Origin of the sequence: Paenibacillus sp. NRS-1781, assembly GCF_050467745.1 — a bacterium.
Taxonomy (GTDB): domain Bacteria; phylum Bacillota; class Bacilli; order Paenibacillales; family Paenibacillaceae; genus Paenibacillus; species Paenibacillus terrae_A.
Map to the genome: position 1 here is coordinate 57,102 of NZ_JBITPI010000015.1, position 21,639 is coordinate 78,740.

Consider the following 21,639-nt stretch of genomic DNA (forward strand, 5'->3'; position numbering starts at 1 on the left):
AAAATAGAGCCACTGCAAGCATAATATTACCCCGCCTGCGCTGCATAATAACAGTTCAAAGCGGTAACAATGTTAGATATCCTTCACCTACTGCAGAAGTGAAGGTTGAGATAAGGGGCTTTTTCCGCCGGTTATGCAACCAGAGGCGCGAAGAGGCCCTTTTGCCCGTGCTTGGTCTTACCCCGCAGTGTTTAAACTTCCCCATCATTATACAGTTATCAGATGTAAAAAGAAAATTACGCGGAAGTACCATATTGGGTGCTCCTATTATGGGGTGAAGCAGAGCTTCAAATTGAGTCAAGGGGGACGGGCTGCGCGATTTATTTGATCTTCCGATCGCTGTTGCCCCTTAATTTTTTCATTATTTAAAAACCCGATACGGTTAAAATTCAGGGGCAAAGGCGAACGCTGCCGCTTCTCCAGATTCAAATAAACCTCTCCGCCAAGTTGTTTTTGGCTCAAAAATAAAGCCTCGCTTCAATAATACTCGCTTGGCGTGAAGGCGGAACAACACCGAAGGCCCCTGCGATGGCCTTCATTGACCCTCCAACGACGTGCTGAGTTGGAGGGCCCCTGCCGTTGAAGGCACAACAAAACCCTGCGCTGCTGGCACAGGGTTTTGTTGTTTTTATATACTACCCACACAAATTGCGGGTTGATTTACCTTAACAAGAGTGGGCTCGATGGCGGGTAGTAGCGGAGCGAAGGATTTGAATCTGGAGAAGCGTCAACGTTCGCCTTTGCAACGGGATTTTTACATCTGAATAACTTATAAAATAAGAAAATCCCGTTGCAACAGCGATCGTAAGATCAAATCATTCGCGGAGCGACCTTTTCCCACCGCCCCACTCTTTTAAAGTGAATTTAAGGCGCAAATATAAGATCAATGACATGCTGCCAGGTTTTCCATTCAAATACTCCTGCCAGTCCTTGCTTGCCTACGATCACATATCCTGCAATCAAACCACCCAACAGCGAGAATAGGAATAGCAACGGGATTACGAAATAACGGGCAGTACGCCAGCGAGACTTCGCCTTTTCAGGCACCGGACGGGAATCGGGTTGTTCTTCTTTCATCACCAAATCCCTATGCCCTCAGATTGTTAGCCAGGTTCAACATTGTATCGCTAGAAGTCAGCGCCCGTGCCGCCAATTGATACATTCGCTGAACTTGCATCATGTCCGTCATTTCACCCGCTAAATCCACATTAGACTGTTCCAAATAGCCGGAACGTACAGATACGTCCGCTGGAACAGCGCCCGCTACACCTGCTGCACCAAATACATTCGCTTCTGTCACACCATATGCTAGCACGAACAGGTTATCATCGCGCTGTTCCAATCCTTCTGGACGTTGCACATCCATCAGCTTAATCCGCTGACCAGCTATTGGATTTCCCGTTCCGTCTGGGCGAATGAGCAATTCACCGTCCGGGTTAATCGCTACCTTGGAGCCAGACGGAGCAGTTACAGGAACATCATTGTTATCCAGCACTTGATAGCCTTCAGCAGTTGTCAGCAACATCGTTTTGCTGTCATTCGGATCTGGAACAAAATGAAAACTTCCGTCACGCGTCCAAGCCTTCTGTCCATTTCCCTGAACTTCGAACATGGCATTGCCCTGGATCGCCAGATCGGTAGGAAGCCCCGTCTCTTTAAGCGGTCCCTGCTCCATATTTTTCATAGCCGAGGCTATTTTCACACCGTAGCCCAAATTATAGCCGAGCGGCATAGCCCGTCCATTTTGGAGATACGTCGAAGGTTGCTGCTGCACATTGGCCAGCACATCTTCAAAAGAACCCTGTTTACTCTTATAACCAACCGTATTGACATTGGCGATATTATCGGCAATCAAATCCAAGCGCTGCTGCACACTGGCCATAGATACCATTGCGCCGATCATGGAGTTGTTCATCACTTACCCCCTGTTATACACGGCCTACTTCATTAACGGCCTTGTCCAAGCTTTTATCATAAAATTGAATGACCTTCTGATTCGCTTCATACGCTCTTAACGCAGCCATCATATCCACCATCGACTGCGAAGCGTCCACATTGGATACTTCCAGATAGCCTTGACGAACAGTTACCACATCATTTGCAGTCATCGTTCTGGCCGTAGCACCGTCCGTATCATTCAGACGAAAATTCCCGTTACCTTCACGAACGAGCTGGTATGGACGGTCAATGACACTGATTCCAAGCGTCGTTCCCAACGTCTGATTAGAGGCTTTGTCCACTAATTCGCCCCGCTCATTTACTTTAAGCGCTGAAACAGCCCCCGTCAATTGAATCGGCTTTCCATTCGTATCCAGCACTGCTGAGCCAGTCGACGAGAGCAACGCACCCGTTCCATTTACCTGAAAATGCCCGTCACGTGTATAGCGTACATTACCGTTGCTGTCCTGAACCGTAAAAAACGCTTCCGGACGATAGGTGACTTCACCGTTAGCATTGATGAATTTCCCCGCCCGATCAAAAGCCATAGGCCGATTGGTTGCCGGGTCGTTCACGTTAATATTGGACTGTATCGCAAAATCCGTAGCTTGTCCGCTATCCTTCAATGCCCCCTGAATGTAAGGAGAGAGGCTTTCCTCAGCAAAAACGCCAGTATTGAGCTTGCCGACCGTACGGTCCGGATTATCCGGATTGCCTCCAGTCATCGAAATAAGCATTTCGGGAAAAGAACGCTGAACACTGTTTTCCTGCTTGTATCCGGTCGTGTTCATATTGGCAATATTTTGCGTCACGGTGTCATGGCGTCGTTGTTGCGTTGTCATTCCGGCAGCCGCAGTATATAAACCTCTCAACATGTATCGTGCACCCCAATCCTATACTCTCCTGATCAAATATCTGCTCGTACGGAGGCATGGAAGCCAAAACCTAGATAGCCTCCCTGACCGCACACGAGTCGCTTATATTCACTATCGGCAGATTAGAACTTTTTCTTAACGACGTGATCCAAATTATTCAGCATAATTCCTGTGCCCTTGACGACACAATGCATCGGATCTTCAGCAACCAGCACCGGAACACGCAGCTCCTCGGCAAGCAGCTCGTCCAATCCGCTCAGTAACGCGCCGCCGCCTGTCAAAATAACACCGCGGTCAATAATGTCGGCTGACAGCTCCGGTGGGGTCTGCTCCAATACAAACTTGGCCGCAGCAACAATCGCTGACACAGGATCTCTGAGCGCATCCTGCACTTCAGCCGCAGAAATACTTAACGTTTTAGGCAACCCGGATACCATATCTCGTCCCCGGATATCCATCTCTGCCTGTCTTCCGCTCGGATGCACGGTGCCGATGGCGATTTTAATATCTTCTGCCGTACGTTCCCCGATCAAAAGCTTGTACTTTGTTTTCACGTATTTCATGATGGCAGAATCAAACTTGTCCCCTGCCATTTTAATAGAAGAAGCCGTTACTACATCCCCCATAGAGAGAACCGCAACGTCTGTTGTTCCACCACCAATATCCACAACCATGTTGCCACTAGGCTCAAAAATATCCATTCCTGCCCCGATGGCAGCTGCTTTTGGCTCTTCCTCCAAAAATACTTCTTTAGCCCCGCTACGCTCCGCCGCTTCACGGATCGCTTTTTGTTCCACTGAGGTAATGTTCGTCGGCGCACAGATCAGAATACGAGGGTGGCTATACCAGCTTTTCCCCCCTACACGATTGATAAAATATTTTAGCATGGCTTCAGTCACTTCAAAATCGGCGATGACACCGTCGCGCAGTGGACGGATGGCTATGATATTACCGGGAGTACGTCCAACCATACGGCGTGCCTCCTCTCCGACAGCCAGAACTCTTTTTGTATCGCTTTCTATTGCAACAACGGAAGGTTCGTCAAGAACAACCCCCTTCCCTTTGACGTGGATAAGCACGTTGGCCGTACCGAGGTCGATACCGATATCATTACTGAACATATTAAAAAGGCCCCCAAAGTGATATTTTAAAAAGCTAAGATTCGACAAGAAGCGGCAAATATATGTATAAACCTACGGTTACATGTCATTTTTCGATCTTGTACCATCTTTTAACATATCATACTTCAGGGGGTTGATTCAATGGCTTTGCCAGCCAATTCACGATATATTTTTAAGACTTGCCTGAAACAAGGATCTCCCTTCTTTTTCCGCTCGTTTTTTTGTACTTAATTTTCGTCGCTTCTCCTCCCCGCAGATGACGAATGGATTTATGGTATTCGAGAATGTGCTTCACCTGATCTGCAAGGTCCGGGTTGATTTCAGGCAGCCGTTCGGTCAGATCTTTATGCACCGTGCTCTTGGAGACACCAAATTCCTTGGCAATCGTACGGACCGTATTCCTTGTTTCCACGATACAGCGACCGATTTTGATGGTCCGTTCCTTGATGTAATCGTGCACGCTCCCGCCTCCCCACTGTGGATAGTTTGGTACATTATATGAGGAGTATGCCTATATATTCGCAGTATGGCGGGAAGACATGCTTCGGAAGGCCTATTTATTTGGAAAAGCAACTTATGTTTACCTCATGAACTACAAAAGCACAAGAAAAAGCGAGGGATGATGATCCCCCGCTTTGCATGAAAAGCTATTGCCGAATTTATTTTTTAGGAAGCAGACCGGTTGGATTCACTGGCTTGGCATCCTGATACACTTCAAAATGCAGATGTGTTTTCAAATCCTTTTCAAGTTCATTACGACCCGCCGAAGCGATAACATCGTTCTGTTTTACTTGATCGCCTTCTTTTACTTTCAGATCGTTCAGGCTTTGGTAAACGGTTCTGAGATTGTTATCATGCGTAATTTCCACAACGTTGCCAACCAGCGGGTGTTGTTCCACACGGGTCACCTTACCACTGAGGGCGGCTCTCACCTCGAACGTTTGATCATCAGCGCGAGAAAGATCAATGCCAGTGTTGGCGGTAAAGGTTTTATCGTACTCTACCATCGCAGCCGCCTGTTCGTCAGCTGTCGCGTTTTCGTCAAAGAATGGCTTTACGACCTGTACTGCGGCAGCATCCGCCACCGGCCATGCGAGATTTTCCGACTGGGCAACGACCTCCATACTTTCAGGCTGTTGTCCGGTGACATCGGTATTGACCGTTGATGTATTCTGTACCGATGAATTAGCTGGGTCAGGTTTGAAAGACTTCTGGCTGGCATCCTGATAGACCCACACTAGGGTTAGTATAATGGCTGCTGCGGCAATATAGGCTGCCGGGTATGCCCACCTTTTGGACAACAGCTTTTTCCACGAAGACGGCCGTGAAGCCCTTCCACCCTGAAAGGTTTTGGGTGTTTCTTCATGATTTTGGTTCTGGTTTTTATTTTGTTCACTCATTTGCTCATCACCTCAGTAACCAGTGTTACCGGGTGCAACTCTTTTATACTTCAAAGTTTTGAAAAATTTACTAACTTAGAATACGAGAGGCTTGGGCAAAAGAAACGCCCGTGTAATAGTGAAGGAGAATTTGAGTGGCGGTATGTCCTTCCTTGGCCATTCCATTAGCTCCCCATTGGCTCATACCGACACCATGTCCGTAGCCGTAGGTTGTAATGGCGATCCGATCTCCTTCGGCCTTCCACGTAAATTCAGCAGAACGCAGCCCCAGCTTGTTTCGGATTTCCGGTCCTGTAAAAATAGTGCCTCCTACCTCGATCTGTTTGATCCGATGCCCCTTTGTCTTGGAAAGTACCCGAATTTCCGGTATATTCCCTCCTCCAGTAGAAGCGGCTATCGCCGTACGGCGGCTCAATCCCAATCTATCAAGCACATTCTGACGGCTCAGCGTGATGGTTTCTGCATAACGGGGGGCAAGCTGCTTGTCCCATGGACTTGACACACTCCGTAAATAAGGCACAGCCTTGGCCCATACATCCTCTGAATTTTCAGTATAGCCGTTACTGGTAGAAAAAAAGGAAGCGGTAATCGGTTTCCCCTCATATACCATGATCGTATCCTTGGTGTCGCGTACAGCCTGCCGGATTTTGGCCAGTTCTGCGGATTTGCCAGCATGCCCCCACTCTCTGTTCAGTTTGGCTTTGGAAATGTAGGCTTGGTGCTTAACCGTATCGGTCACATCCGCCCCCGCCGGAGCGCCGCTGGTGTCATCAGCCAGCAAACGCCGAGCAATGAAGGTACGCGCGGCAATAGCCTGCGCCTTCAGCGCCTCGCCCTCGAAGCTGGGCGGCATTTCGGCTGCTACTACGCCGACAATGTATTGCTCCAGCGGCAGCGTCTCCGTGCGACCGGTGGACGTGACGTACACGCGCACGTCCGGCTCTGCCGCCGCTGGTACACTGCGCGCTGGCGCGGCGGGCACCGCAGGAATCGACGGGACGCCCGGCAGGCGTGTAACAGGCGCCTCGCCCTTCGCAACCGCAGACGTGGCTGTGCGGTTGCTAGGCGGCAACGTCTGCGCCGTGTGGCGAGGCCATGCCAGCAGTGCGGGCACGGCCAGCGCTAGCGCCAGTAGGCCCACCATAGCCGCGGCGGGCAGCCATGGGCGGCGGTTGCCCCAGCGCGGGACGCGCCCGGCAGAAGGCCGTAGATGCGGCAGCAGCGCGGGCGGCAGGCTGCCGCGGGTCGTAGCTGCCCCAGAGACGGGCGGCGACGCGGGGATAGGGCGCTGCGCGGGAGTGACCGCCGCCGCCGTGCGCCGGGCGGTGAAGGTCACTCTGTCAGGAGCTGACGCGCCCGGCGGAACGATCTGCTGTGGCACAGGACGCCCTGCCTGTACAACGGCTATAGAGCCGTGACTGCCTCCCTCAGGAGAAGCCCGGCGGTGTTCCTTGGAGTGATGAATCGGTATACGAATACGAACCTGTGAATCTTTCATAAGCTGAAACCTCCATCAAAGAGCTTGAGTCCGGCTGGAAGCAGAGATATGCTCCAGCAGATATTTTCAATCATATGAGGTCGTCCACTTTGGTAGAACCCTTTTAAGAGAACTGAAAGAATGAAAAAGACAGGCTTAAACATAAAAAAAACCAAGCCCTTTATGGACTTGGTTCCTCACTTGTTCGTAAATGTCACAGCATGTAGCCGCATGAGGCTATATACTCTAAAGCTTAGGCGAGGGAAGGCTGAATCTTAAACAGATTCCCTGATGTCGGTTCTGGTATGACGCGCTCAGCACTGGAGATATCCAGCTTGGGCTCTTCTACCGTAACTCTGTAAATGTCGGCGCCTAACCCGGTCAGCTTCTCAGCCAGATGAACATAACCACGGTCGATGTGTTGTACGCCGGATACCTCCGTTGTACCTTCCGCAATCAGTCCAGTCAGAATCAAAGCAGCACCTGCACGTAAATCTGTCGAGGTCACTTTTGCACCTGTCAATTTAGCATTGCCGGTTACAATTGCGGAACGGCCTTCAACTTTAATCTCCGCATTCATCAGATGAAATTCATCCACATGCATAAAGCGATTTTCAAACACGGTTTCCGTGATAATGCTGGTGCCTTCAGCGGCAAGTTGAAGTGCCATCATCTGGGACTGCATATCCGTAGGGAAACCAGGATAAGGCAACGTTTTAACATCAACGGCCTTTAACGGTTTATCCGAAATCACGCGAATTCCATTTTCATCCGGTTGAATGATTACACCCATTTCTTCCATCTTGGAGATAACCGGTCCCAAATGGTCCGATATCGCGCCTTCTACATATACGTTCCCGCCTGTGATCGCAGCAGCAACCATGTAAGTACCTGCTTCTACCCGGTCGGGAATGACCGTATGCTTCACACCGTGCAGCTTTTCAACACCTTCAATGCGAATAACGCCTGTACCTGCACCGCGCACCTTGGCACCCATACCGTTCAGGAAATTCGCAAGATCGACGATCTCAGGTTCCTTCGCAGCATTTTCAATGGTGGTAATGCCCTCCGCAAGAGTAGCGGCCATCATAATATTTTCGGTCGCACCTACGCTGGCTACATCCAAATAAACTTTGGCTCCACGCAGACGCCCGTTAATTTTAGCTTCAATAAACCCTTGGCCCAGACTAATCTCGGCACCCAATGCTTCAAAACCCTTCAAATGCTGATCAATCGGTCGCGTACCAATTGCACATCCGCCTGGAAGCGAAATTCTTGTGTGTCCCAAACGTGTAAGCAACGGCCCCATAACCAAAAACGATGCGCGCATTTTCCTAACCCACTCGTAAGGGGCTTCACAGGAAATTATCTTCCGTGCGTCAACACGAATGACCTCGTCTTGGTATGTAACGCCTGCTCCTAAGGACTCCAGCACTTTGTTAATGGTCATCACATCGTCTAGAGGAGGTGCATCAATGATAACACTTTCTCCTTCTTCTCCCAAAAGAGATGCGGCGATGATCGGCAGAACTGAGTTTTTGGCTCCGCTGACTTTGACACTCCCGGTCAATCTGTTGCCACCGCGGACGATAAATTTGCTCATCTATGGTTCCCTCCGCGCGTCATTTCCCTTTTCCATCATGGAAAAAAGAACATATTCCGCTATTTTCATGCCTTGCTTTTTCATTACATAAAAAAACAAGATTTTATTAATACCCTAACTGCCATCATAACACTGATTAAATCAAGTATACAAGCGTTTTTTAAACATGAAGAATATTGTGTTTCCAGCCTGTCGGGCTAGCTATACACGTTTAGTTCTTTTGTTTACCATTGTTAACAATATGGCGCGATGTTATTCGACAATTCCCGCAGATACAGGGCCATAAAGTCATTAACCCGCCCACTTCATATTAAAACACATTCTAAAGCATCTGGCTCCATGAGATATAGCTTAAAAGAAAGCCAGACACCAGCTGCCCCAGAATAATGGCAAGAAACAAGTGTAACAATCTGCCCTGTGGTCCCTTAGGATGCCTGATGAATAAATCCAGCTTTAAGCTCTGTAAAGCCCACCAAGCTAGCGCTATACAAATGAGCGACACGATCATGGAGACCAGCGCGGTCATACTCGCCGATTGACTTAACTGTTCAGCCAATTGCTGCTTCCCGTTCATCCGTAATCCCTCCCATCTGCGTCACAGACTTCTTTATAATACTCGGCGAACGCCTAATATGCCAGTGCTATTTCTACTTTCAGGACAATTTTTTCGACAAAATACGAACATTTCCTTCTGTTTCGTGAATTTAAAAGGTACTATGTACCTAGCTAATAAGCAAGAAATGGGACTGTATTTTTGGGAATCATATCAAAAAAGGGATCGATCACAGTGATCGAAGGAAGGAAAAGTCTACCTCCTCTTCTTCTGCCGTAACAGCATTTGGCAGAAACCATGAAGCGGTCTTCTTGTCATTCCATCCGTATACCATGTCGAACCCTTTTACAATCCAGTTAAAAACTCAATGTTAATTCTTATTGGTTCTGATGCTCGTTGCATTTAGACGATTAAGTGCCCGTTGCAGGGCTACCTCCGCCCGATGATGGTCTACTTTATCCTGTTTGCTCTGGAGTCGCAGCTCTGCCCGTTCCCTTGCCGCACGGGCACGCTCCACATCAATATTCTCGGGACGCTCCGCACTTTCAGCCAAAATGACCACTTTATCCTTGCGGACTTCGACAAAGCCCCCATTGACCGCAATCACTTCTGTCTGACCGCCAGTTTTAATACGTACCGGCGCAATCTTCAAGGGAGTGACCAAGGGAAGGTGTCCGGGTAAAATCCCGAGATCGCCTTCCAAGCCGCGAACACTGATGCTGTTTACCTGTTCTGCAAAGACCAGGCGCTCCGGCGTCACAATCTCCAATAAATATGTGCTCACTTGAATCCCTCCTGAAAGCTGTCCGTAGACAGCTCACTTCGTAAGGCTCGGCTATTCTTTGCCTGTATGCTACAGCGTTTTGGCTTTTTCTACCGCTTCCTCGATGGCCCCTACAAAAAGGAAGGCCGCTTCTGGAAGATGATCATACTTGCCTTCCAGAATTTCTTTGAAGCTTCGTACAGTTTCTTTAACCGGTACATATTTACCCGGGAAGCCGTTGAACGTTTCGGCAACGTGGAAAGGTTGGGACAGGAAACGCTGGATTTTGCGCGCACGGGCTACCAGCATTTTGTCTTCCTCACTTAGCTCGTCCATACCCAGGATGGCAATGATATCCTGAAGCTCGTTATAGCGGGCCAAGATTTGTTTTACACCTTGTGCTACATTGTAGTGCTCTTCACCTACAACTTCTGGAGCCAAAATCCGGGAGCTTGATGCTAGTGGATCAACCGCCGGGTAAATACCCATCTCGGAAATTTTACGCTCCAGGTTTGTCGTTGCATCCAAGTGGGCAAACGTTGTAGCAGGAGCCGGGTCAGTGTAGTCATCCGCAGGCACATAGATGGCCTGAATGGAAGTAACAGAACCCTTTTTAGTAGAAGTAATCCGTTCTTGCAATTGACCCATCTCAGTTGCCAGTGTAGGCTGGTAACCTACTGCCGAAGGCATACGTCCCAACAGGGCGGAAACCTCGGAACCCGCTTGAGTAAAGCGGAAAATGTTATCAATAAAGAGCAATACGTCACGGCCTTCCTGATCACGGAAATACTCCGCCATCGTCAGACCGGTAAGGGCAACACGCAAACGCGCGCCTGGAGGCTCGTTCATTTGTCCGAACACCATCGCCGTTTTATTGATAACGCCGGAATCTCTCATTTCATGGTACAAGTCATTTCCCTCACGCGTACGTTCACCAACACCTGCGAATACGGAAATACCACCATGTTCCTGAGCGATATTGTTAATCAATTCCTGAATGGTTACGGTCTTACCTACACCGGCACCACCAAACAATCCGACTTTACCGCCTTTGGCGTAAGGAGCCAGCAGGTCGATAACTTTAATGCCGGTTTCGAGCATTTCTGCTTGAGTTGTCAATTCATCGAAGGCTGGAGCCTGACGGTGAATCGGATTTCTAGCTGCTTCACTCAAATCAGTACCATTATCAATTGGCGTTCCAAGTACGTTAAATACGCGTCCCAGAGTTGCTTCACCGACAGGTACCGAAATAGGTGCTCCCTGATCAATCGCTTCAACTCCACGAACCAGACCATCTGTGGAAGACATGGCAATACAACGCACACGGTTGTCACCAAGGTGTTTCGATGCTTCGAGCGTCAGGTCAACTTTGACTCCGTTCTCCAGCACAGTCCCAATATGAATGGCATTCAGGATTTCTGGAAGCTGTCCACGTTCAAACTCAACGTCGACAACCGGACCCATGATGCTCACTACGCGTCCTTTGTTCATCTTTTGGTTTCCCTCCTACAAGCTTGCACAGCCGCAAATCCGAGCTACACGATTTGTTTTGCGCCCGCAAATTATCATATTAGTATAGAACCAGCTATGCAGCAGTCCGCAAAAAAACCCATTAAGACTGGGCACTTGCCCCTGCCACGATTTCCGTAATTTCCTGGGTAATAGCCGCTTGACGAGCACGGTTATAGGTCAGCGACAGCTCACCAATCAGCTTCGTAGCATTTTTAGTGGCAGATCCCATTGCTGTCATTTTCGCTCCCAGTTCACTCGCCTTACCGTTCAGCAAAGCACCATAGATGAGTGTTTCCGCGTATCGCGGCAACAGTACTTCCAGCACTCCTTCCGGTGACGGCTCATACTCATAGTTAATCGAGGATGCAGCAGCAGCGGAATCCGGCGTCGCCATAGGCAACAGACGGTCAACGGTTGGAATCTGAGTCAATGCATTAACAAAGCGGTTATAGCATAGATACAGCTCATCAAATTCTTTGAGCTCAAAACCCTGCACAGCTTTGTTGGCAATCGTCTTGATATCTGCAAAAGCAGGTGTATCCGACAGATCTGTTACCGACTCGGCAATAGGAAACTCGCGGCGTCTGAAATAGTCCCGTCCTTTTCGTCCAATAATGAAAATTGTAAATTCATTCTGTGAACGGTGACGTTCCGCAATTGTCTGTGTAACCTGCCGCAAAATGTTGGCATTATAACCACCAGCCAGACCACGATCAGATGTAATGATGAGATATGCTGTCTTTTTGACCGGACGCGATTCCAGCATCGGGTGCTTAACATTGTTTGACCCCGCAGCAATACTGGTCACAACTTCCCTAAGCTTTTCCGAATAAGGACGAGCCGCCTCAGCCTTCTCCTGAGCTTTTCTAAGCTTGGATGCAGCTACCATCTCCATCGCTTTCGTAATCTGCTTCGTACTCTGCACACTTTTGATCTGACGTTTAATCTCGCGCATACCTTTTGCCATGATTTCACCACCTTCAAGCTTTGGCAAAGCCAAAGCTAACTTCGTAAACCGGTTCTGGATATCCGGCCGTCCATGATGAAGGACAGTCGAGCCGGACTAATCATAAAAGGCCTGTTATTGAGGATAAAACATGCCAAGGAAGCCACAGCCCGGAGGGCACGCTTCCTTAGGACACTTCTCGTCATAAACTGGCAAATTCCAATGTATTAAACCGACGTGGCAAATGATTTTTTGAATTTCTCGATAGCTGCTTTGAGAGCCGCATCGTTATCAGGTACCAAATCTTTTGTATCACGAATAGATTGAAGAATATCTTGATGATCAGACTCCATATAAGAAAGGAAGTCTTTCTCAAAACGTTTCACGTCTGCTACAGGAATATCATCCAGGAAGCCTTTTACCGCAGTGTACAGGCTCACAACCTGTTGCTCTACAGCCAGCGGCTGATTAACACCCTGTTTCAAAATCTCCATCATACGCGCGCCGCGATCCAGACGAGCTTTGGTGGACTTGTCCAAATCAGAACCGAATTGGGAGAACGCTTGAAGCTCACGATATTGGGCGAGATCCAGACGCAGAGAACCTGCAACCTTTTTCATCGCTTTGATCTGAGCCGAACCACCTACACGGGATACAGAAATACCTACGTTAATCGCTGGACGTTGTCCTGCATAGAACAAGTCAGCTTCGAGGAAGATTTGTCCGTCTGTGATGGAAATAACGTTCGTTGGAATATAGGCAGATACGTCGGAAGCCTGTGTTTCGATGAATGGCAACGCAGTTAGCGATCCGCCGCCTAACTCGTCATTCAGCTTCGCAGCACGTTCCAGCAAGCGGGAATGCAGATAGAAAACGTCACCTGGATATGCCTCACGGCCCGGTGGACGACGCAGCAACAGGGAAAGTTCCCGGTAAGCTGACGCTTGTTTGGTCAAGTCATCGTATACAACCAATACGTGCTCGCCTTTGTACATAAAATACTCACCCATAGCGCAACCAGAGTAAGGTGCGATATAGAGCAACGGTGATGGGTCGGAAGCTGCCGCTGTAACGACAATCGTATATTCCAAAGCACCATGACGACGCAAGGTTTCAACAACTTGAGCTACCGTAGATTGCTTTTGGCCGATGGCAACATAAATACATTTCATTCCGCTGCCTTTTTGATTCAAAATCGCGTCAATCGCAATAGAGGTTTTACCTGTTTGACGGTCACCGATAATCAGCTCGCGTTGACCGCGACCAATCGGAACCATCGCATCAATAGCTTTAATCCCCGTCTGCATTGGCTCATGTACCGATTTACGGGCCATAACACCTGGAGCTTGGCTTTCTACCGGACGGAATTCCGTTGTAGCAATCGGGCCTTTACCGTCAACTGGTTGTCCCAGCGGATTAACAACACGTCCGATCAATGCTTCCCCTACAGGAACCTGCATGATCTGACCTGTACGTTTCACTTGGCCGCCTTCGCGGATATCGGAGAATTGACCGAGAATAACAACACCGACATTGCTTTCTTCCACGTTGAGCGCCAAGCCCAAAACGCCGTTTTCGAATTCAACCAATTCACCGGACATGACTTTTTCCAGTCCGTAGACGCGGGCAATACCGTCGCCGACTTCAACAACAGTGCCGACTTCAACGACCTCGATATCATTTTTATATTGTTCAATCTGACTTTTAATCAATGAACTGATTTCTTCAGGTTTGATACTCAAGTGTGTTCACCCCTATCTTCTATACTCGTCTGTTAAAGGATTTCTCGAGACGATCCAGCTTGCCGGCCAGACTGCCGTCGTACAGTGTATCGCCGATAACCACTTTCAATCCGCCCAGCAGACTCGGGTCCACTATGTTTTCCACACGGATTGTTTTATGTTCACGGGCTCCGAATTGCTCGGCTACCGCTGTTTTTTCCTGCTCACTGAGCGCATAAGTGGAATACACCTTTGCATGGGCAAGTCCCAGCTTGTACTCCTGAATATCAAGGTATCCGGCGAGAAGAGATTCGAACAAATCTGCTCTGCTGCGCTGGATCAACAGCTTAATCGTGTTGATCAGCGGGGCAGACAGCTTGCCCTCAAAACTGTTAGCCAGAACCTGAAGCTTGACCGCTTCCGTAATGTTAGGAGAGTTGATGAACTTACGGATTTCAGCATCCCCAGAGACAGCTTCTACAAAAGCACGCAGCTCTTGCTCGGTCTCCATAATGGTGTGCTCTTGCTCCGCCACTTCAAACAAAGCTTTCGCATAGCGTTTGGCAACTACCGTATCCCGGCTCATGCTTTGCCTCCTACCTCTTTAAGGTACTGGTCGACAAGCTCTCCCTGGACTTGATCTTCCTTGATTTCTTTTTGAATCAGCTTGGAAGCGATTTGTACTGAAGCCCGGCCCACTTCGCTGCGCAGCTCGGCAACTGCCTTATTGCGCTCGCTTGTGATCTCACGAACAGCTTCGTCTTTCAGGCGGACAGCTTCGTCCTTGGCCTGAACGATAATTTGCTCCGCTTGCTTGCTACCTGTTTGTTTCGACTGCTCGATAATATCGTAGGCTTCTTTACGTGCCTGTTGGAGAGCCTGCTTTTGCTCCTCAACATAGGCAGTGGCCTGTTCACGCGTCTGTGCCGCTTCATTCATTTGCTTCAAAACAAGCTCACGCCGCTTCTCCATAATTGAAAAGAGGGGGCCAAATGCATAACGGGTTAGCAACCAGTACAAGATCAAAAATGCAATTAAAGTAAAAACGATACTTGTCCAATTTAAACTCAATTGAAGTCACTCCTTTCCGGTGAACGTCAGTCCTGGATCTTTCATTCTTCAAACGAACAAAGAAGGCGCGGATGGCTGTGCCTTCCCCGCCAAACCTTGCTTCCATTCAATTAAGCTGCTGCGTAGAAAATGAATGCCAGAACGACACCGATGATTGGCAGTGCTTCGACCAGACCTACACCGATAAACATGACAGTTTGCAATGAAGCTTTTGCTTCTGGCTGACGAGCGATACCTTCAACTGTTTTACTTACGATCAGACCGTTACCAATACCTGCGCCGAGCGCACCCAAACCTACTGCGATAGCTGCTGCTATTAATGCCCAAGCTCCCATTTTAAAAATCCTCCTTAGAGATGTGTATTTGTGTTGTACATGTATTTGCAGTTAAGAGCGAAGCGCACTCCTGAACTTAACTAAAAACCGGAAACTGAAATGACCTAATGCTCTTCTTCATGCGTATCAATTGCCTGTGAAATATACACGAACGTCAAAATGGTAAAGACGAACGCCTGAATACTGCCGACAAAGATACTGAATCCTTGCCATACAATTAGCCCCAGTACGGAGGCAATCCACCCTCCAACACCAACTGCTGTCAATTTCAGCAGCACACTAATCAAAACCTCGCCGGCAAAGATATTACCGAATAGACGCATACCATGTGTCAAAAGTTTCGAGAACTGCTCAATCAGGTTAATTGGCAAAAAGAAAGGGAATGGCTGAATGTAATGCTTGAAATAAGCTTTGGTGTTACGGAAGATTCCCAGGAAATGAACCAGCACAAAGATCATCAATGCCAGACCAATGGACACCCCTGCATCTGCGGTAGGTGATTTCCACCAGCTGACACCCACGTGAGCAAGTTCGCCAGGATGAGCCGCCTGTGCTTGTACTAATGCTTCCTTGACTGGAATGATTTGGTGTCCAAATACTTGGGCACTTTGCGTATTATCGAAATCGGTCACAATACCAAATGGTAAGCCCAGCATATTTCCGACAAAAATGAACATGATCAGCGTCATCCCCAAGGAGAGGAACGGCTTCCCTTTTTTCAAATCCATCGTGCTGGTAATCAGTCCTTGAACGAATTCAACGACCCATTCCATAAAGTTTTGCAGCTTGCTTGGATTGTCCACAGACAAATTGCGCGTTGCAGCAAAAGCCAGTCCAAACACAATCGCGCAAGTTACAAAAAGCATAATAATGACGGACAAGTCAATGTTAAACCCGCCCAATTCGATAATCGGTGATTCATGCAACATGTTTTCTCACCCCTTTCTCAGTTGAGCCATCATTTTTCCTGTAGCGCGAATATGATGCCTATAATTAAAAGAAGAAACTGTCCAGTTACCAGGCTTGCCATTACAGCGATCTCATGGAAATAGGCCGGAAATTCTATCGCCAGCACTACTGCCAAAATGGAGGTCGCTACACGAACTCCAAAGCCGATGCCCACCCTTTTCTTCTTGCCTTCACCGGCAGCCGCACTCGCAACCTGTCGAATTTTGTAGGCCATATACAGCACATTAAGACAGCTTACTCCCGTTCCCAGAATGATTCCGTGAGCAATGTCACGATGTTGGGGCATGAAGGCGGAGACCAGGAAACACAGAGCCATAATACAAAGCGCTACGATCCATAACATTTTTTGCATTCGGGTCATCTCACTCATGGTTATCCCTCAATACCTTTCCGATCACAAGGGCAATACTCAATGCGCCTACAACCAAGCCTGCGAGAACGCTTACGCCAATCCAAATTCCGGAACCACCAAGTTTGGCGTCTAGCCACTTTCCGGCATAAAAACCACCCAGTGTACACACGGCCAAATCAATGCCGATAGCGCTCACCAGTCCAATTGCCTTGAAGGCATTTCCGGTGTTATTTCGGTTGTTGTTTTGCTTGGAAGGTTTGACCACTTTTCCATGTCACCCCTGCAATTCCAGTCCATTTTACTTAAATATAAGATGCTTTGTCAATTGAGATATTTTAGTGCCCTAAAGTATAAAATCAGTCGACAAAGCATCTTAAAATTCCGTATCCCTTGGTAACCGTACAGTTTAACTGTATGCTTACCCTGTAAGGATGATTATGTGGTGCGGACACCTTTTGTGAACATTGTGTGAAATTCTTCAGGACGTTCGGATTGAACACCATAATGGTGCAAAATAGCATTGACAATTCTTACCGAAGCTCGGCCATCGCCATAAGGATTTGCTGCCTGACTCATAGACTCATATAATGCAGAATCCGTCAAAAGAGCCTTAGTACGATTGTAGACGTTCTCTTCACTCGTACCCACCAGCTCCAATGTGCCAGCTTCAATTCCTTCCGGTCTTTCAGTCGTATCACGCAGTACCAGTACAGGCACGCCGAATGAAGGTGCTTCCTCCTGAAGACCACCGGAATCGGTAAGAATGAGATGAGTGTGCGGATAAAAATTGTGTAAATCCACCACATCCAGCGGATCAATCAGCTTAATGCGCGGATGGTTGCCTAAAATCTCAAATGCAGGCTCCTTCACAGCCGGACTCGGATGAACCGGATACACGATAGCGATATCCTCAAACTCGTCCGCGATCCGTTTGACCGCACTAAAAATTTGGCGATGCGGCTCCCCTTGGGACTCCCGGCGGTGTGCCGTCATCAGAATCAGACGCTTGCCTTTAGCCCACTCCAGCACCGGATGCTCGTAATCCTGACGAACCGTATACTGAAATACGTCAGTCACGGTATTGCCTGTTACATATATTCGCGATTCAGGTTTATTTTCCTTCCGCAAATTCCCAGCAGATAAAGTTGTAGGAGAAAAATGAAGATCAGACAGCACTCCTGTCAGTTGACGGTTCATTTCCTCAGGGTACGGAGAAAGCTTGTTCCACGTCCGCAAGCCCGCTTCCACATGCCCCACTTCGATCTGTTGCATAAAGGCCGCGTAGCTGGCCAGAAAGGTCGTCAGCGTATCCCCGTGAACAAGCACGATATCAGGCTTTGCCTCACGTAACACAGGCTCCAATCCTTGAAGTACACGAATGGAAATTTCATTAAGCGTCTGACGATCCTTCATCACATCCAGATCATAGTCAGGGTGGATATTAAAAACTTCCAGAACCTGATCGAGCATTTGGCGATGTTGAGCCGTTACGCATACTACGGACTCGATATGCTCGGGGTGACGTTGAAGCTCCAAAATAAGAGGAGCCATCTTAATCGCTTCCGGACGCACGCCAAAAATAGTCATCACTTTGATTTTGGACATTTTCTGTTGAACTCCTTTTCAAAATAAACGTCCGGTTTCAAGACCGTTCTCCTATGAAAAACGACTTGTCCGTAACGCCCATATATTATGCCGAACCAGAGGCCGTTTACTTGGTTCCGTACAGACGGTCTCCCGCATCACCAAGACCCGGAATAATGTAGCCGTGATCATCCAGACGCTCGTCCAGTGCAGCAACATAAATATCTACATCAGGATGGGCATCCTGAACAGCCTTGACCCCCTCAGGAGCGGCAATCAAATTCATCATTTTAATTTGGGTACAGCCTCTCTTTTTCAACACATCAATAGCCGCGATCGCCGATCCGCCCGTTGCAAGCATCGGATCAATTACGATCAATTCACGCTCAGTCACGTCTGTAGGCAGCTTCGTATAGTATTCCACAGGCTGCAAGGTTTCGGGATCACGGAACAGTCCCACATGCCCTACCTTTGCTGCTGGCAGCAGTTTGACAACGCCATCCAGCATTCCCAAGCCTGCACGCAAGATTGGAATGAGACCCAGCATGCGACCGGAAATAACCTTGCCTTCTGTCTCAGCAACCGGTGTCTGCACCGTAATGCTCTCCAGCGGGATATCCCGCGTAATTTCATAAGCCATCAATGTTGCTACTTCATCCACCAGTTCGCGAAAATCCTTGGTGTTGGTCCGCACATCGCGGATAAATGTAAGTTTGTGTTGGATCAAAGGGTGATCACAAACCACCAGTTTTGCCATGATATATTCCCTCCGGTATTATCGTCACGTTCTTTCGCACCAGAATATCGAACATCCTGTATGGAAAGGATCTATGTAACCTATTTGTACAAACCAAATAAGCACAGATGCAATGCGTGCCTGTAAATCCTGTTTATTATAACATTCCCTTGATTGTTTTAACACCTGCCACCGCAACCTTTTGTCAAGAGGAAGATATGACAGGTAAAATGCATACTTCGCCAGAAACAGGCAGAATCGCTAGAAATCAAAAAAAAGACTGTTTCCCCTCCGACTTACGTAGGAAAAACAGCCTTAACAAACAAACAGATAGATTAGTATTGAATACCTGGGTAGATCGGGAATTTGTCTGTCAGTTCGCCAACAGCTTGGCTGGCTTTAGACAATACTGTATCATTCTTCGGATTTTTGAGGGTTTCGGCAATGATTTTGCCGATTTTGACCATAGCCTCTTCATCCATACCACGGGACGTTGCAGCAGGTGTACCAATGCGGATTCCGCTGGTAACGAACGGACTGGTCGGGTCGAAAGGAATCGCGTTTTTATTCACCGTGATGCCTACAGAATCCAGCACATGCTCCGCTTCTTTTCCAGTAATGTTCAAGCTACGCGTGTCCAGCAGCATCAGGTGATTATCCGTACCGCCAGATACAATGTTAATGCCTTCAGCCAGCAATGTCTCAGCCAGCACCTGGGCGTTGCGAACTACGTTTTGCGCATAGGTTTTGAAGGAAGGCTGGAGTGCTTCACCCAAGGCAACGGCTTTGGATGCAATCACATGCATCAGCGGCCCCCCTTGGGTACCTGGGAAAATGGCTTTATCAATCGCTTGCGCCCATGCTTTGCGAGTCAAAATCAGACCTCCACGCGGACCACGCAGCGTTTTGTGTGTGGTGGTTGTTACAAATTGAGCATGCGGCACCGGGTTTGGATGAATACCCGCTGCCACAAGACCCGCGATATGTGCCATATCGACCATGAAGAGAGCGCCCACATCATTGGCAATGGAAGCGAAGGCTTCAAAATCAATGGTACGCGGATACGCGCTCGCTCCGGCTACAATCAGACGAGGGCGATGCTTGAAGGCTGCCTTGCGCACTTCATCATAGTCGATGCGGAAGTTGTCTTCACGTACGCCGTAGGCAGCAAAGTTATACAACAAGCCGGAGGCGTTAACCGGACTTCCGTGAGTCAAATGGCCGCCGTGCGCCAGGTTCATACCCAGTACGGTATCTCCAGGTTTAAGAGCTGCCAGATACACCGCCATGTTCGCTTGCGCACCAGAGTGGGCCTGTACGTTAGCATGCTCTGCACCAAACAGTTCTTTGGCACGGTCGCGTGCAATGTCCTCCACGATATCTACATGCTCACAGCCACCGTAGTAGCGTTTGCTCGGATAACCTTCAGCATATTTATTTGTCAGTACGGAGCCCATTGCTTCCATTACCGCTTCGCTGACGATATTTTCGGATGCGATCAGCTCGATATTGTGGCGTTGTCGCTTCAGTTCAAGTCCCATTGCTTCCAGCACTGCCGGGTCACTCTTACGCAGATGTTCCATCATGATTTATTACTCCCTCTCCATGGTCAATTGTCAGGTCTACAGGCAAGCGCCCGCTCCTATGTTGGGTACCTCATCATCAATACAAAAAAGATACAAACATGCTGTCCAATCCAAAATACAAATGCTAGTCGCAGCTTCCGCCGCCTTCTTGCTCCAGACTATACACTGCTCGTTGTCCGCCGATGAGCGGTGGACGAGTGAACGCCGCCGTAACACGCGCTTCGCCAATCCAGCGAAGGCCTGGACGAAACGGAACAGCAACTGTCCGCATATGCATACCGATCAGCGTCTCGCCAATGTCTACCCCCGCATGCGCCTGTACATTCGCCGCCAGACATGCATCTTCCAGCGCACGATAGGCGACGGTAGCCATAGATCCGCCTGCTGTACGGACGGGAACGGCGGCAACCTCCGTCAGTCCCAGCCGCTCCAGCACGGCTCGCTCAACCACCAGCGCACGGTTCAAATGCTCGCAGCATTGAAACGCCACATCAAAACCGTACGCCCTGCGAACGGACTCCACTCCAGCCAGCAATTGCTGCGCCACATCGAGCGCTCCCGCCGTGCCAATCCGGCTTCCCGCCACCTCACTGGTGCTTACGCCGATAACCAACAGGCGACCAGCCTTGAGACTGGATACTTCTGCCATTTCCTTCACGACAGAAGCGGTCTGCGCTTCAAGCGTAACCTCATGACCCAATTGTCCTGCCATTGGAACCTCCTTTGGTTGAACAGCCCTACAGAGACTGAGCACAGGCTTATGCCCCATGTTCAACACACTCTCTCCTGAATCACAATCTGACTATATTATAGCCGATGAATCGGATTTCGAGCAGGAAAAATGGAAGAATCATTGTCATTTGTCTGGACAGAAGGCCATCGGAGGCTGGACCTAGCTCATATACGAAAAAAGAGCAGTCCACAGCCCATGTGGATTTGCTCTTTTGCCCAGGCGACCGGCCGTATATCCGGTGCTCCATCGTGGTTAATCCCACTTTTGTCGCCAGTTACACCGGATTCTTGTTTTTCCACCTTATCTTAACGGATTAGCCGCCGAAAATCAACAGATCCCGTACAAAATAGAAGAGTGATACAAA

General features: G+C 48.7%; 24 protein-coding genes and 1 riboswitch. All 24 genes read right to left on the reverse strand.

What is annotated here, in order from left to right; translation table 11 throughout:
- Nucleotides 1-297 precede the first annotated feature (297 nt).
- The 24 genes from ACIFO6_RS04855 to ACIFO6_RS04970 all read right to left on the reverse strand — a co-directional run bounded on the left by ACIFO6_RS04855 (nt 298) and on the right by ACIFO6_RS04970 (nt 21,254).
- On the reverse strand, nt 298-462 hold the full coding sequence (locus tag ACIFO6_RS04855) for a hypothetical protein (RefSeq protein WP_430038635.1): 165 nt from the start codon (nt 460-462) through the stop codon (nt 298-300).
- A 402-nt stretch (nt 463-864) separates the two neighbouring features.
- Entirely contained in the window at nt 865-1,077 is a 213-nt protein-coding gene (locus ACIFO6_RS04860; RefSeq protein WP_430038637.1) for a DNA-directed RNA polymerase subunit beta, read from the reverse strand.
- A 10-nt stretch (nt 1,078-1,087) separates the two neighbouring features.
- The gene (locus ACIFO6_RS04865; RefSeq protein WP_430038639.1) at nt 1,088-1,915 is read right to left on the reverse strand and encodes a flagellar hook-basal body protein; all 828 of its coding nucleotides are present in this window, start codon (nt 1,913-1,915) and stop codon (nt 1,088-1,090) included.
- Between the two features lie 13 nt (nt 1,916-1,928).
- Nucleotides 1,929-2,813 (reverse strand): flagellar hook-basal body protein, encoded by an 885-nt coding sequence (locus tag ACIFO6_RS04870; protein ID WP_430038641.1) that lies wholly within the window; start codon nt 2,811-2,813, stop codon nt 1,929-1,931.
- A 122-nt stretch (nt 2,814-2,935) separates the two neighbouring features.
- Entirely contained in the window at nt 2,936-3,934 is a 999-nt protein-coding gene (locus tag ACIFO6_RS04875) for a rod shape-determining protein (RefSeq protein WP_430038643.1), read from the reverse strand.
- Nucleotides 3,935-4,106: 172 nt separating this feature from the next.
- Nucleotides 4,107-4,394 carry a sporulation transcriptional regulator SpoIIID gene (gene spoIIID / locus ACIFO6_RS04880; RefSeq protein WP_007432737.1) on the reverse strand — a complete coding sequence of 96 codons (288 nt, stop codon included), beginning with the start codon at nt 4,392-4,394 and terminating at the stop codon, nt 4,107-4,109.
- A gap of 199 nt (nt 4,395-4,593) precedes the next feature.
- A complete protein-coding gene (locus ACIFO6_RS04885; RefSeq protein WP_014278464.1) occupies nt 4,594-5,334 on the reverse strand; it encodes a M23 family metallopeptidase in 741 nt (246 codons plus the stop codon).
- 70 nt (nt 5,335-5,404) lie between these two features.
- On the reverse strand, nt 5,405-6,832 hold the full coding sequence (gene spoIID / locus ACIFO6_RS04890) for a stage II sporulation protein D (protein WP_430038646.1): 1,428 nt from the start codon (nt 6,830-6,832) through the stop codon (nt 5,405-5,407).
- 232 nt (nt 6,833-7,064) lie between these two features.
- The gene (gene murA / locus ACIFO6_RS04895) at nt 7,065-8,414 is read right to left on the reverse strand and encodes a UDP-N-acetylglucosamine 1-carboxyvinyltransferase (RefSeq protein WP_430038648.1); all 1,350 of its coding nucleotides are present in this window, start codon (nt 8,412-8,414) and stop codon (nt 7,065-7,067) included.
- A 322-nt stretch (nt 8,415-8,736) separates the two neighbouring features.
- Nucleotides 8,737-8,988, reverse strand: coding sequence for a DUF1146 family protein (locus ACIFO6_RS04900; protein ID WP_025683770.1), 252 nt, complete (start codon nt 8,986-8,988; stop codon nt 8,737-8,739).
- Nucleotides 8,989-9,337: 349 nt separating this feature from the next.
- Nucleotides 9,338-9,751, reverse strand: coding sequence for a F0F1 ATP synthase subunit epsilon (locus tag ACIFO6_RS04905; RefSeq protein WP_430038650.1), 414 nt, complete (start codon nt 9,749-9,751; stop codon nt 9,338-9,340).
- Between the two features lie 69 nt (nt 9,752-9,820).
- Nucleotides 9,821-11,221, reverse strand: a complete 1,401-nt coding sequence (gene atpD / locus ACIFO6_RS04910; protein ID WP_014278469.1) for a F0F1 ATP synthase subunit beta — start codon at nt 11,219-11,221, stop codon at nt 9,821-9,823.
- Nucleotides 11,222-11,342: 121 nt separating this feature from the next.
- Nucleotides 11,343-12,209, reverse strand: coding sequence for an ATP synthase F1 subunit gamma (gene atpG / locus ACIFO6_RS04915; protein ID WP_430038652.1), 867 nt, complete (start codon nt 12,207-12,209; stop codon nt 11,343-11,345).
- A 206-nt stretch (nt 12,210-12,415) separates the two neighbouring features.
- On the reverse strand, nt 12,416-13,930 hold the full coding sequence (atpA, locus tag ACIFO6_RS04920; protein WP_025683774.1) for a F0F1 ATP synthase subunit alpha: 1,515 nt from the start codon (nt 13,928-13,930) through the stop codon (nt 12,416-12,418).
- 19 nt (nt 13,931-13,949) lie between these two features.
- Nucleotides 13,950-14,495 (reverse strand): F0F1 ATP synthase subunit delta, encoded by a 546-nt coding sequence (locus tag ACIFO6_RS04925; protein ID WP_430038655.1) that lies wholly within the window; start codon nt 14,493-14,495, stop codon nt 13,950-13,952.
- On the reverse strand, nt 14,492-14,980 hold the full coding sequence (gene atpF, locus ACIFO6_RS04930; RefSeq protein ID WP_430038656.1) for a F0F1 ATP synthase subunit B: 489 nt from the start codon (nt 14,978-14,980) through the stop codon (nt 14,492-14,494). The genes ACIFO6_RS04925 and atpF overlap by 4 nt, the downstream gene beginning before the upstream one ends.
- A 110-nt stretch (nt 14,981-15,090) precedes the next feature.
- On the reverse strand, nt 15,091-15,315 hold the full coding sequence (gene atpE, locus ACIFO6_RS04935; RefSeq protein ID WP_014278475.1) for a F0F1 ATP synthase subunit C: 225 nt from the start codon (nt 15,313-15,315) through the stop codon (nt 15,091-15,093).
- A 104-nt stretch (nt 15,316-15,419) separates the two neighbouring features.
- Nucleotides 15,420-16,244, reverse strand: a complete 825-nt coding sequence (gene atpB, locus ACIFO6_RS04940) for a F0F1 ATP synthase subunit A (RefSeq protein WP_430038658.1) — start codon at nt 16,242-16,244, stop codon at nt 15,420-15,422.
- 29 nt (nt 16,245-16,273) lie between these two features.
- On the reverse strand, nt 16,274-16,654 hold the full coding sequence (locus ACIFO6_RS04945) for an ATP synthase subunit I (protein ID WP_044646220.1): 381 nt from the start codon (nt 16,652-16,654) through the stop codon (nt 16,274-16,276).
- Nucleotides 16,647-16,901, reverse strand: a complete 255-nt coding sequence (locus ACIFO6_RS04950; RefSeq protein WP_025683780.1) for an AtpZ/AtpI family protein — start codon at nt 16,899-16,901, stop codon at nt 16,647-16,649. Before ACIFO6_RS04950 ends, ACIFO6_RS04945 begins: the two co-directional genes overlap by 8 nt.
- Before the next feature lie 170 nt (nt 16,902-17,071).
- Nucleotides 17,072-18,241, reverse strand: coding sequence for a non-hydrolyzing UDP-N-acetylglucosamine 2-epimerase (gene wecB / locus ACIFO6_RS04955; protein WP_430038661.1), 1,170 nt, complete (start codon nt 18,239-18,241; stop codon nt 17,072-17,074).
- 106 nt (nt 18,242-18,347) lie between these two features.
- A complete protein-coding gene (gene upp, locus ACIFO6_RS04960; RefSeq protein WP_013312332.1) occupies nt 18,348-18,977 on the reverse strand; it encodes a uracil phosphoribosyltransferase in 630 nt (209 codons plus the stop codon).
- 314 nt (nt 18,978-19,291) lie between these two features.
- Nucleotides 19,292-20,542: a serine hydroxymethyltransferase gene (gene glyA / locus ACIFO6_RS04965; protein WP_430038663.1), complete on the reverse strand. Its 1,251-nt coding sequence runs from the start codon at nt 20,540-20,542 to the stop codon at nt 19,292-19,294.
- Between the two features lie 124 nt (nt 20,543-20,666).
- The gene (locus tag ACIFO6_RS04970) at nt 20,667-21,254 is read right to left on the reverse strand and encodes a TIGR01440 family protein (protein WP_430038665.1); all 588 of its coding nucleotides are present in this window, start codon (nt 21,252-21,254) and stop codon (nt 20,667-20,669) included.
- A gap of 227 nt (nt 21,255-21,481) precedes the next feature.
- Nucleotides 21,482-21,563, reverse strand: a riboswitch (ZMP/ZTP riboswitch).
- Nucleotides 21,564-21,639: the final 76 nt, after the last annotated feature.

Coding starts and splice junctions, on each gene's coding strand:
- atpE (WP_014278475.1), bottom strand. CDS start 15,315: ATGGGAGCTTGGGCATTAATAGCAGCAGCTATCGCAGTAGGTTTGGGT.
- ACIFO6_RS04870 (WP_430038641.1), bottom strand. CDS start 2,813: ATGTTGAGAGGTTTATATACTGCGGCTGCCGGAATGACAACGCAACAA.
- glyA (WP_430038663.1), bottom strand. CDS start 20,542: ATGATGGAACATCTGCGTAAGAGTGACCCGGCAGTGCTGGAAGCAATG.
- ACIFO6_RS04970 (WP_430038665.1), bottom strand. CDS start 21,254: ATGGCAGGACAATTGGGTCATGAGGTTACGCTTGAAGCGCAGACCGCT.
- spoIID (WP_430038646.1), bottom strand. CDS start 6,832: ATGAAAGATTCACAGGTTCGTATTCGTATACCGATTCATCACTCCAAG.
- ACIFO6_RS04865 (WP_430038639.1), bottom strand. CDS start 1,915: ATGAACAACTCCATGATCGGCGCAATGGTATCTATGGCCAGTGTGCAG.
- murA (WP_430038648.1), bottom strand. CDS start 8,414: ATGAGCAAATTTATCGTCCGCGGTGGCAACAGATTGACCGGGAGTGTC.
- ACIFO6_RS04860 (WP_430038637.1), bottom strand. CDS start 1,077: ATGAAAGAAGAACAACCCGATTCCCGTCCGGTGCCTGAAAAGGCGAAG.
- atpB (WP_430038658.1), bottom strand. CDS start 16,244: ATGTTGCATGAATCACCGATTATCGAATTGGGCGGGTTTAACATTGAC.
- ACIFO6_RS04900 (WP_025683770.1), bottom strand. CDS start 8,988: ATGAACGGGAAGCAGCAATTGGCTGAACAGTTAAGTCAATCGGCGAGT.
- atpD (WP_014278469.1), bottom strand. CDS start 11,221: ATGAACAAAGGACGCGTAGTGAGCATCATGGGTCCGGTTGTCGACGTT.
- ACIFO6_RS04875 (WP_430038643.1), bottom strand. CDS start 3,934: ATGTTCAGTAATGATATCGGTATCGACCTCGGTACGGCCAACGTGCTT.
- atpG (WP_430038652.1), bottom strand. CDS start 12,209: ATGGCAAAAGGTATGCGCGAGATTAAACGTCAGATCAAAAGTGTGCAG.
- upp (WP_013312332.1), bottom strand. CDS start 18,977: ATGGCAAAACTGGTGGTTTGTGATCACCCTTTGATCCAACACAAACTT.
- ACIFO6_RS04925 (WP_430038655.1), bottom strand. CDS start 14,495: ATGAGCCGGGATACGGTAGTTGCCAAACGCTATGCGAAAGCTTTGTTT.
- wecB (WP_430038661.1), bottom strand. CDS start 18,241: ATGTCCAAAATCAAAGTGATGACTATTTTTGGCGTGCGTCCGGAAGCG.
- ACIFO6_RS04885 (WP_014278464.1), bottom strand. CDS start 5,334: ATGAGTGAACAAAATAAAAACCAGAACCAAAATCATGAAGAAACACCC.
- ACIFO6_RS04945 (WP_044646220.1), bottom strand. CDS start 16,654: ATGAGTGAGATGACCCGAATGCAAAAAATGTTATGGATCGTAGCGCTT.